Origin of the sequence: Sphingobium fluminis (assembly GCF_037723805.1) — a bacterium.
Lineage (GTDB): Bacteria > Pseudomonadota > Alphaproteobacteria > Sphingomonadales > Sphingomonadaceae > Sphingobium.
Window position 1 is genome coordinate 1 of record NZ_JBBJUK010000013.1, and the last position, 3,828, is coordinate 3,828.

At 60.5% G+C, this 3,828-nt stretch carries 2 protein-coding genes; both read left to right on the top strand.

Annotated features, from left to right (window positions below; genetic code table 11):
- The coding region (locus WG907_RS18095; protein ID WP_340235001.1) for a TonB-dependent receptor at window positions 1–2,519 on the top strand (2,519 nt) is incomplete at its 5' end.
- Between the two features lie 155 nt (window positions 2,520–2,674).
- Window positions 2,675–3,828: DUF3604 domain-containing protein (locus tag WG907_RS18100; protein WP_340235002.1), on the top strand; the 1,154-nt coding region annotated here is incomplete at its 3' end.

Genomic DNA, 3,828 nt, shown 5'->3' on the forward strand with positions numbered 1-3,828 from the left:
TCAGGGGCACATATGACGTTCGCGCGGCGCTAAGGCAGCTGATTGCCGGGGCGGGGCTGCGAATCGTGAAAGACGATGGCGCGACGATCACGCTTGCGCAGGCGAGCGCCGCCGCTGTTGCGCCGCGTCAATATAATGTGATGGCAATGGCAAGCAGCCAAATACCCACCGAGCAGGCCAGCCCAGCGCCCGCGCGGAATGATGCGGCACCTGTCGACGACATCATCGTAACCGCACGCAAACGCGACGAGACATCGATAGCGGTACCCGTCGTATTGACGGCGGTTAGCGGGGCGGAACTCACGCGGCGCGGGATCAACAGCGCCGACGCGCTGTCCCAACTGGTGCCCGGCCTGACGATCGCCGGCGCTGGCGGCGGCGCCCAGGGCGGCACGATCGCGCTGCGTGGCGTAGCGGGTCCCGACACCAATCCGCTCGGCGACCAGGCGGTGTCGTTCAACATCGATGGCGTCCAGGTGGCGAAGTCGAGCGTTCGCCGCCTGGCCTTCATGGATTTGCAACAGGTCGAAGTTCTCAAAGGCCCCCAGTCACTATTCTTCGGCAAGAACAGCCCGGGCGGCATCATTTCGCTGCGCACGGCCGACCCGACGCCAAATTTCCAGGCCAAGGCGTCGGTTGGCTATGAGTTCAACGCGCAGGAGTGGCGCGGCGAAGGTTTCGTTGCAGGTCCGCTCACCGATACGCTCGGCGCGCGCCTCGCTTTTTATGGTTCGGACATGCGCGGCTGGGTCAAGAGCGTAGTTCCAGCGGACAGCATCTTACCGCCCTTTCATCGCTACGGACCCCGCAGTCGTGAACTCGATATGCGTGGCACGTTGAAGTTCGATCCGACCGATGCGTTCAGCGCACGTCTCAAGGTTTCCTATGGTAAGGTCAAGGGCGCCAGCCCCGCCGCCAATGCGCAGGTGGTCAACTGTCCCACTGGAACCACCCAGCTCGTCGGAGTGGTCAGCGATTGCAAAGCCGACAGGCGGACAAATCGCACCGATAATATCGGAACCGCTTTCACGCCCTATGAGTCCGGCTTTGGCGACGGACGTACTTACGGAAAGCAGAGACAGATCCTCGTCGGGCTAGAAATGAACTACAAGCCCAGTGATACGATCGACCTGACCTCGGTGACTGGGTTCTATCAAGCCAAGACTAAAATCCGCGATCAGTTCGCGACCTACCCGGTCGTTCCACTCCTGCAGTTCGGCTTGGCCTTCGGTCTGCCGCAGCTGGCGGCCTTCTCGGAATACTATAACCGGGAGTTCTCGCAGGAGCTTCGCGCGGCCAGTAGCTTTGATGGGCCGTTGAATTTCACGGTCGGAGGGATCTACTCGGACACGCGATCATCGATCAGCACCCACACCTTTTACAACTTGAGTGATCCGCGAGAGTTCGTCGATTCTTTCACTGCCCAAGATGGCATCGCCTATTCGGTCTTCGGCCAAGCCCGCTTCGATGTCACACCGCAGCTCGAACTGTCCGCGGGCGGACGCTATTCGCATGAAAAGAAGTCGCTCCCGGTCACACTTGCGGATTTCACCGGTTCACGCGTCAATCCTAGGCTCCCTTATAATACACCGGTAAACAAGGTGTCCTTCAACGACTTCTCGCCGGAACTTACGGCCACCTACCGGCCCACGGAGAGGCTGACCCTGTTCGGGTCGTTCAAGAAGGGGTTCCTGTCCGGTGGCTTCAATGGCAGCACCGCAACGCTCGGGCTCCCGCTCAATTATGGCCCGCAGAAGATCAAAGGCTTCGAGGGGGGCGTGAAAGCGGCTTTGTTCGAGGGCGCACTGCGCACCAATCTGTCGGTCTACAACTATAAGGTCGGCGGCCTCCAGATCACGGCATTCGAGAATGGCATCGGCACCATTCGAAACGCTGGCGGCGTGCGGACAAAGGGCATCGAGTTCGACATAAATTATCGCTCGCCGATCGAAGGGCTGACGCTGAGAGGCGCCATAAACTATAATCGCGCTCGCTATCTCAGCTATTTCGGGCCCTGCTGGCGCGGACAATCGCAGGGACAAGGCTGTAACTTCCGGGCGATTGGCGGCGGCAACGCCCGCCCGATCCTGCCGGGCGAGAGCGGCAACAACCAGAATCTGGCCGGGCAGCAACTCGTCAACGCGCCTGAATGGTCGGGAAATGCGGGCGCCAGCTACGAAAGCCCGCTCGGCTCGGCGCTCAAGCTCGGCCTCTCTACCGACGTCACTTTCGCCAGCAGCGTGCCGACCGACGCCGCCATCAACCCGCTCCTGATCTCGCCCAAGCGTGCCCTGCTGGACGCCACCGCGCGGATCGGCGACGCCAAGGGCGCTTGGGAAGTGGCGCTGATCGGCCGCAACCTGACCCAGAAATATTATTGGGCCAGTGGCCAGCAGTTGCAGTTCACGGGATTGACGGCGTCCGGCACCCCAACCGCCTTCACCCCGGCTGACACATATGCCGTCCTCAACCGGGGTCGGGAAATTATGCTCCGGGTCACCGTCGCGTTCGGACAGTAATCAGCGACACGTAGCCGACGCAAGCGCGCTTTTGCCATGGGAAATGAGGGCATAGTATCAGGACCCCAATAAAAATAGCGGACCTTACAGAAGCAAGGTCAGTGATTTCGATAGGGGCGTCCCGGAGGCCTTTTGTAGGATTGAAGGAAATTTCCATGGCAAAACGCAAGACGGTTGTGATGCACGGGGCCTGGGTCGCTTGTGCGGCCATTTCGGCCGGATTGCTGTTTACCGGTGGCAAGGAGCCGGTGGCGAGCGCCGCCAGCGAAGCGGGTTCGATGGCATCCTCCTCCGCTACACAGCCCTATTCGCCACCTGTGCGTTTTGCCAATGAGGATATGAACCTTTACTGGGGCAATACACACCTTCACACCAACAATTCCCTGGACGCTGTCGCCCTGGGCGGGGCTACCACCACGCCGGCGGAGGCTTTTCGATTTGCGATGGGTGAGCAGATAGTCACCGCGAGCGGTGTGCCCGCGAAACTCCGCCACCCCCTCGATTTCCTCGTCGTGTCGGATCACGCCGAGTTTCTCGGTGTACTTCCAAGACTTGCCAAAGCCGATAGCACGAAGATCGACTGGCAACCGGGCCGGGAGTGGAGCGAATTGCTGCAGTCCGGCGACCCTCAGAAGCTATCAAGTATCTACGCGAAGTTTCATTCAGGGGCCTATGTGCCTGCCGAGTTGACGCGGTCCATATGGCAGGATGTCGCAACCACCGCAGACCGCTTCAACAATCCGGGCCACTTTACGGCCTTTATCGGCTATGAATGGTCGTCGACGTCATCGGGAGACAATCTGCATCGCAACGTGATCTTTCGCGATGGCGCGGCCAGGGCCACGCAGGTAACGCCTTTTTCCGCGCTCGACAGCACAGATGCGGAAAAACTCTGGGCGTATCTGAGAGCCTATGAGGCCAAAACCGGCGGTCAGGTGCTGGCGATCCCGCATAATGGCAATATCAGCAATGGCCGCATGTTCGCGCCCGAAACCTTTACCGGCCAGCCGCTGACAGCGGCCTATGCCCGCGAACGCGCGCGGTGGGAGCCGGTGGTCGAAGTCACCCAGATGAAGGGCACGAGCGAGGCGCATCCGACCCTGTCGCCGACCGACGAATTCGCCGATTTCGAAATTTGGGATCTCGGCAATTTCACGCAGACTGCGAAGCAGCCCTGGATGCTGCCCTATGAATATGCCCGCCCGGCGCTCAAAGCGGGGTTGCAGTTCGCGCAGAAATTGGGCGTCAATCCGTTCAAGTTCGGGATGGTCGGCGGCACCGACCAGCATAATGGGCTTACCACCACGAG